General features: G+C 68.0%; 5 protein-coding genes. 1 reads left to right on the top strand and 4 read right to left on the bottom strand.

What is annotated here, in order from left to right; translation table 11 throughout:
* A partial coding sequence (locus WBA11_RS18750) for a thiamine biosynthesis protein ThiF (RefSeq protein WP_424522150.1) occupies window positions 1-1213 on the top strand: 1213 nt, incomplete at its 5' end.
* 177 nt (window positions 1214-1390) lie between these two features.
* Here WBA11_RS18750 and WBA11_RS18745 read toward each other — a convergent pair.
* The 4 genes from WBA11_RS18745 to WBA11_RS18730 all read right to left on the bottom strand — a co-directional run bounded on the left by WBA11_RS18745 (window position 1391) and on the right by WBA11_RS18730 (window position 5334).
* Window positions 1391-2449 (bottom strand): tyrosine-type recombinase/integrase, encoded by a 1059-nt coding sequence (locus WBA11_RS18745; RefSeq protein WP_424522149.1) that lies wholly within the window; start codon window positions 2447-2449, stop codon window positions 1391-1393.
* Window positions 2450-2593: 144 nt separating this feature from the next.
* A complete protein-coding gene (locus WBA11_RS18740) occupies window positions 2594-3076 on the bottom strand; it encodes a hypothetical protein (protein WP_424522148.1) in 483 nt (160 codons plus the stop codon).
* A 52-nt stretch (window positions 3077-3128) separates the two neighbouring features.
* Entirely contained in the window at window positions 3129-4406 is a 1278-nt protein-coding gene (locus WBA11_RS18735; RefSeq protein WP_314009803.1) for a replication initiation protein, read from the bottom strand.
* A gap of 508 nt (window positions 4407-4914) precedes the next feature.
* The gene (locus tag WBA11_RS18730; protein ID WP_314009804.1) at window positions 4915-5334 is read right to left on the bottom strand and encodes a plasmid mobilization protein; all 420 of its coding nucleotides are present in this window, start codon (window positions 5332-5334) and stop codon (window positions 4915-4917) included.
* Window positions 5335-5521: the final 187 nt, after the last annotated feature.

Here is a 5521-nt window from a genome sequence, read left to right as displayed (position 1 = left end):
GGCCACGCTCCTCACAGCCGTCAACGCCGCCGCCCGCTGCATGCTGGGCGGCGTCTTCGTCTCGGGCGCGCTCGGCGAGCGCCTTCTCGTTCCGGTCCCGCACGCGACGACGCTCGCCGAGGCCGCGCTCCGTTTGGGAGGGCGAACGGGGCCTCCCCCCGACGGGACGCCCGTGTTCACCGTCGGCGATACCCGTCTAGATATCGACACCGATCTCGTGCTTGCCGCGTCGGTGTCTGGGTGGAACGGGGGCGTGCTGCCGGGCGCAGCGTCCATCGAGCCAACGGCAACGCCGATGGCTGGTGTTGCGGCCGGTGCCCTCGCCGTCTCCGAGGTGTTCCAGCACCTCTCGGGGTTTTCGGCTCTCGCTGCACGTCGTCCTGCCGGGGTCGCTCTTTGGACGCCTGGCGTCCCGTGGCAACGGGCGGAGTCTGGGCCGGACCTGGACGTCCTGCCCCAGTCGCTTTGGCTCGTGGGGCTCGGACATCTCGGGCAGGCGTACCTCTGGACGTTGTCTTGTCTCCCGTACGCCGACCCCTCCGCCGTACTGCTCACGCTCCAGGACGACGACCGAGCTACCGACGCGAACCGGAGCACGTCTCCGCTGACGTTCCAAGCCGACATCGGCCGCCGCAAGACCCGCATCGCCGCGGACTGGATGGAGGCCTGCGGGATGGAGACGCGACTGATCGAGCGCCGCCTCGACGCCGCCACGCGGGCTCAGCCAACCGACCCACAACTCGCCCTTTTTGGCGTGGACAGCGTGGGAGCGCGGTCCCTACTGGACGACGTCGGCTTCGGCCGTGTCGTGGACGCGGGCCTCGGCAGCGGGAACGACGACTTCCTTGACTTCCAGCTCAACGGGTTCCCTGGGTCAGACCGCGCGCGCGACGTCTGGGCCGATACCTCGGCCGCCGCTCTTCCCGACGAGCAACAACTCAGCGGGGCGTACCGTGATCTTGCTGAGGAGCGCCGCCAGCGCGGCCTCGATGCGTGCGGCGTGGTCCAAATGGCAGGCGCGGCCGTGGGCGCTTCTTTCGTCGGACTCGCAACGTCAGCCCTTGTCGTAGCTGAGGCCATCCGGCTCACGATGGGGGAGCCCGGCCACGCCGTTATTGATGGGTCCCTCGATGACCCCTCACGGGTCTCGGCAGTCGAATCTGAACGTGAGACCACTCGGGGGCTTGGGTTCACTCTAGCGACGCACGATTGACTGTGCTCTCAGAAACTGACTATGAATGCTCTCTTCCCCGCCGTCTTTCCCGCGCACGCGGGAATCCAGCGAGCCTAGCACGGTGCCCCGACTCTGGATTCCCGGTCGGGGCCGGGAATGACGGTGTGGGGAGGGTCGGGCTGCATTCACAGTCAGTCTCTCAGTGGCGAGGGCTCGTCACCCGTCGTACGGGATGTCCAACCGCGACGCCGCCTGCTCCTTCGCCCGCTCCCCACGGCGGTCGTACCCCGCAGTGGTCGTGGGGCTGGCATGGCCAGCGAGCTGCTGCGCCACCGACAAGTCCGCGCCTTCGTCGAGCAGGTCGCCGACGTAGCTACGGCGCAGGTCGTGGGGGCTGAACGCCTCGACGCAGGCCTCCTTCGCGCGCTTCTTCAACACGTGGTAGACCGCCTGTCCCGTGAGCGACTCGGCGTCACGGTCCAGTTGTCCACCGCGACGCGCTCGGACGAAGAGCGGCGTCGCCCTATATATAGGTGAGAGGAGGGTGGGCTCGTCGCTGGCGTCGACGAGTCTCTCCACGCGGATGGCGAGGTAATCCCGCAGCGCGTGGAACGCGCCCGGAGGGATTGGCACCACGCGCTCCTTGTTGCCCTTCCCGCGCACTACGACGCGCCGCTGAACGAGGTCGAGGTCGCCGACCATGAGTGTCGCCAGCTCGTCGCGCCGAAGCCCGCACCCGTAGCCCAGCGCCACGAGCGCCGCATCACGCTGACCTTTCTCGGTCACGATGGGCGCGTCGCCCTTGCGTGGAGACACCGGAGTCAAGCACGCCTCGATCAGCGCGCGCAGTTCGCCTCTGGCGAGGGAGCGCCCGGTCGCCGCCGCCGCACTCGAGCCCTTGACAGCGCGGACGGCCGCGGCCCGGTGGTACTGCTCCGTCTCCATCAGTCCCAACTCCCACGCTTCCCGCAGAACGCCGCGCAAAGCTGAGAGCATCTTATTCGCCGTCGTGTACTTGAAGCGTTCGGCGAGGGCCGCGCGGACGGCCTTCGCATGCTCGGCCCGGAACGCCTCCCAGGGAAACGCTTCGGGGTCAGGCGCTGGATCGGCATCCGGCACGCAGATCGCGGCCACGGTCGCAAGCGCCCCGCGCATGGTCCGGCGGCTCCCCGGAGCCAGGCGCGCGAGGTAGATGGTGGCAGGGTTGGGGCCGGACCGTGGATGGACGACCTCGACGGTGACAAGTGATGGGATGGGGAGGCGAAACTCGGTCATTCCGTTATTGCAAGGTCAGTCCGCCCATCACCTGATCCGCGCAAACAGTCGGAGAGTCAGGTCGCCGAAGCTACGACTTCCGAGAAGCCTCATTCTCATAAGTTATCCAGAGCTGACTGAGATGCTCTTCCTCACGTTCACGAGTTAGCCCAGCGGCACACCAGCAGCAGCCCTGAGCCGGACCACGGCGTCTCCCACCACGTTTGCCGTCTCGCTTAGCCTCGGACCCACGCCCCGAGCGTCGCCCGCCAGGTCCTCACGGCCGAGGAGCAGGGCCGCTCGACGGAGGGCTGAGTCGGCGCGCGCCAGCTCCGCCGCCAACTCGCGGAGTCGCTGCTTCTGGGCTGGGCCGCCCGGCAGGAGCACCTCGCCCCGGACGTCAAGCACCCACTGCTCTCCATCCCAGTAGTCGACCCCGTTGAACCAGAAGTTGACACGGACGAACGCCGCCGCCTCGGTGTAGCAGACGAACGGCGAGATGCGAGCCCGTGGGCACTCGAGGTCGAACATGTCCAGATTGAACGCCGCGTAAGACGCGACTCCGGGCTCTCCGACGGTCGCCCACGTTGGCTCATCGGCCTCGACGTCCGGCACGCTCCGGTTCAGGTCTGGGGTCGACTGGTTCAAGGGGACCAGTAATATTTGCAATAACGGCACTTCCGTATCAGAACGACGCCGGTCACTGTTGACCTTCGCCGCGCTCAAGCCACACGGCCACGACATCGCGCCGGGCCATCCGGAGCGCGCCCCCGCTCGCTGGGCCGAGGTCGCTCTCCGTTCCCCCCTCGATGGCCCGTTCCACCTCTTGCCACCCGGGGTACGGCTGGCTTTGGAGCACGCGGACGGCCTCGGCGTCGAGGACCGCCCGGGCCTCGGCGTCGAGCTCGGCGATGCGGGCGTCGAGCCGCGACGCCTGCGCTGCCTCCCGGTCGCGCCGAGCGGCCTCGCCGGCCAGAACCTCCGACGCGGGCGGGGCCTGAGCGCTCGCTCCTGCCACCGCCCCCTCGAAGAGCGACGCCTGCGTCCGCTCCCCCTTCGCCGTCGAGCCCGCCCAGTCCTCCGTGATCGCCCGGTACGTGTACGCCCCGAGCTTCCCGATCTTCTTGCCCCGTACCAGGTCGCCCTCGACGTGGGCCAGGTTCCGCTCGACCTGCTCGGGGGCGAGTTCCAGCACCTCGTCCGTCTGGTTCGAGGTCAGCCCGAACTCGGACAGCCGGAGTCGGCCCGACGACGAGCCGTCGCCGCTCGGCAGGGAGGCCGTCTCGAAGGCGGGGGCCGCCGTGACCTTGAAGCGGAGGGCCGCGATCTGGCGCCCCTCCTTCTTCTTCTCCATCTCGATCCGGATATCGCTGTGGGCGTTGACCTGCTTCACGGCCCGCGCCAGCACCTTCTGGTTGAACGCGGAGAACGCCGTGTACTGGTCCTCGCCGACGCCGAGGAGGCCCCGCCAGTCGCCGACGTCGATCCAACCGGTCGTCCCGACGTTCAGGAACCGGAGGCAGTTCTCGTAGAGCGCGAGCGCGGTCCCCGAGCTGAACCGGGTCTGGACCGTCAGGTTGATCCGGGAGTAGATCGCCGGGTTGTAGAGGAGCGCGCGGAGCCGGGGCGAATAGGCGTACTGGCACGTCCCGGACCCCGGCTCGACGTAGGCCTGAGCCAGGAGCCCGCTGGCGCCCCACCCCTCCCGGCCCTCGGCGTCGAGCACGTTCCAGACCACCTTCGTCTCGACGAGCGTCTCCAGGGCCTCCCGGAGGTACGACGAGTTCTTCGAGTTGAACCCGACGGCCTCGGCGAGGTCCGTGAGCTTGATCGAGTGCTCGATGACCGATTCGTCGGGGAGCTCGTCGTAGGCGTTGAGGAGGAGGACGTTGGCCGCCTTCCGCTGGAGGAACGAGAGCGGGGCCTTGACGTGGATCGCCCCAACGTGCTTCTTGATCTCCAGCGGTCCGGGCAACATGAAAGGGGGCGGTGGACGGGCAGGGTACCGCTCGGGCGAGGGGGGCGCAAGGTCGGCGGAGCCGCCGGTACCGGCGCGCTGCACGGAGTGTAATACGGCGGACGCTCAGAGACCACACGTCCCCATAGAGTGGTATGTGACGGCTCCCCAGCGACAGCGTCTAGGCCCCTGACCCCATAGAGTGGTACCCCTCACCCCATAAAATGGTAGGGGTCGCGAGACGGGGTGTCATAAACGGCTCTCCCGGCTCCCATTCAGCGATTCCCGGCCACCCCATAAAGTGGTATGGTTCGCCCCACAGAGTGGTATCTCACGCCCCATAGAGTGGTATGGTTCGCCCCACAGAGTGGTGCCCCACGCCCCATAGAGTGGTATCTGATCGCCCGCATCCCGTTGTCCCCCAGTCAGATACCAGCCGTAAACGTTCTAAACGTTCTTAAACATATTAAACGACGACGACGACGCTTCTCTGTGGGATTAGGACGGCCAAAGACGCTCTCCGACGGGGCTAGGCCCCCGCCTCTTCATCGGAGAACACGCCGAGGGCGATCTCTTCGACGGCCGTCTTGAACGCCCTGACCCGCTCAGCGGAGAGGGGCTGCTGCTCCGCTTCGGCCTCGAGCTCGACGACGAGTTCGTAGGTTCGCCGCCACGCGGCGATGTCCGGCCCTGGGCCAAACACGCGAGACCGGAGGTAAGCCGACGTCGTCATGCCGACCCCCTCGGCCGCGCCGTCGATCCGGTCGCACTCGGACGGGGAGAGCCGGAAGCTCCGCGTCGTCGTCCGACGCGTCTCCTTGGCCTCCGAAGTGAGCCAGGACGGTGCGCCCGAGTCTCCCTGGTCGCCGGAGCTACCTCTCCTGTCCGGCGATCCGTCGGTGCTCTGGTCGCTACTGGAGTCTCGGCTGGTCCGTCTCGTAACTGTCATCCGGGCGGGGGGACGTCGGAATCGTGGGTCGGCCCAAATATAAGAAGCCGCGCTGTAGGGTCCGGGGCCGGGACGGCGTTAATCGTGGAGCGTCCGGCGCACGAGGTGCACGGCGGGCCGCTCCGCTTGGCCCCCGAAGTAGAGCCTCGCGCGCTCGGGCTGGCGGTCGCGGTCGCCGGGCTCGACC

It is taken from the genome of Rubrivirga sp. (assembly GCF_049648075.1).
Classification (GTDB): Bacteria; Bacteroidota; Rhodothermia; order Rhodothermales; family Rubricoccaceae; genus Rubrivirga.
The sequence above is the reverse complement of the archived record's forward strand: the minus strand, read 5'-3'. Positions and strand labels throughout refer to the sequence as shown.

Excerpts from the sequence above, each read along its gene's own strand:
- WBA11_RS18730 (WP_314009804.1), bottom strand. The coding sequence starts at position 5,334 with ATGACAGTTACGAGACGGACCAGCCGAGACTCCAGTAGCGACCAGAGC.
- WBA11_RS18735 (WP_314009803.1), bottom strand. The coding sequence starts at position 4,406 with ATGTTGCCCGGACCGCTGGAGATCAAGAAGCACGTTGGGGCGATCCAC.
- WBA11_RS18745 (WP_424522149.1), bottom strand. The coding sequence starts at position 2,449 with ATGACCGAGTTTCGCCTCCCCATCCCATCACTTGTCACCGTCGAGGTC.